This window comes from Enteractinococcus helveticum (assembly GCF_001657475.1).
Lineage (GTDB): Bacteria > Actinomycetota > Actinomycetes > Actinomycetales > Micrococcaceae > Yaniella > Yaniella helvetica.
Genome location: NZ_LXEY01000072.1, coordinates 1 through 898 on the forward strand (window position 1 = coordinate 1; position 898 = coordinate 898).

Below are 898 nucleotides of genomic sequence, written 5' to 3' on the forward strand. Positions count from 1 at the left end.
CAGATTCCCACGTCCTTCATCGGCTCCTACTACCAAGGCATCCACCGTGCGCCCTTAGCAACTTACCCAACCAGTATGCACGCACACCAGTTGTTCGTCACCACAAACTGAGCAAACACAACCCACTGAGAAATCCCAGCAAGTTGTCGCACGAAAATACACAAACAATCCAAAAAATCACTCACACCACCCAAAAAGGCGGTGCGAGGGACAAAATCACAAGAAATTAAGATGCTCGCGTCCACTATACAGTTACAATCAACAACACCCCAACCAACACCACCACCACAACACCCAGTGCCGCAGCAGTCATGCCGAGGGCACAACCACACCCCGAACCAACGTTCGGAATCCACTCCATCAACCAGACAACAACCTGATCAACGAAGCATATTTGTGGTTGCTCCAAAACCCAACAGTGTACCAAAAACTTTCAAAAACCAGACCGCTAACCCCATGGCGTTTCCACACAGGCTCACTCAACGCAAACCGCAGTACTCCACACACGACACCAACGAACTGGCCAAGCCCAACACTGCTCGCAAGCAGTATCGATCTGTTTGATGTTCCACCCACGCCCCGAACACTCCCCACACCCACACTGGGTGCGGAACCAATGAGGTCCGGCGGCAATAAAATCTCTTGAGAAAGAGAACTTTCTCCTTAGAAAGGAGGTGATCCAGCCGCACCTTCCGGTACGGCTACCTTGTTACGACTTAGTCCCAATCACCGGTCCCACCTTCGACGACTCCCTCCCCAAAAAAGGGGTTGGGCCATCGGCTTCGGGTGTTACCAACTTTCGTGACTTGACGGGCGGTGTGTACAAGGCCCGGGAACGTATTCACCGCAGCGTTGCTGATCTGCGATTACTAGCGACTCCGACTTCATGGGGTCGAGT

General features: G+C 52.6%; 1 protein-coding gene and 1 rRNA gene. Both read right to left on the reverse strand.

Translation table 11 applies throughout. The features are described from left to right. Window positions 1-244 precede the first annotated feature (244 nt). Entirely contained in the window at window positions 245-409 is a 165-nt protein-coding gene (locus A6F49_RS18140) for a hypothetical protein (protein WP_161485828.1), read from the reverse strand. Window positions 410-667: 258 nt separating this feature from the next. Further along, window positions 668-898: ribosomal RNA gene (locus A6F49_RS14555) — 16S ribosomal RNA — on the reverse strand; the annotation flags it as partial.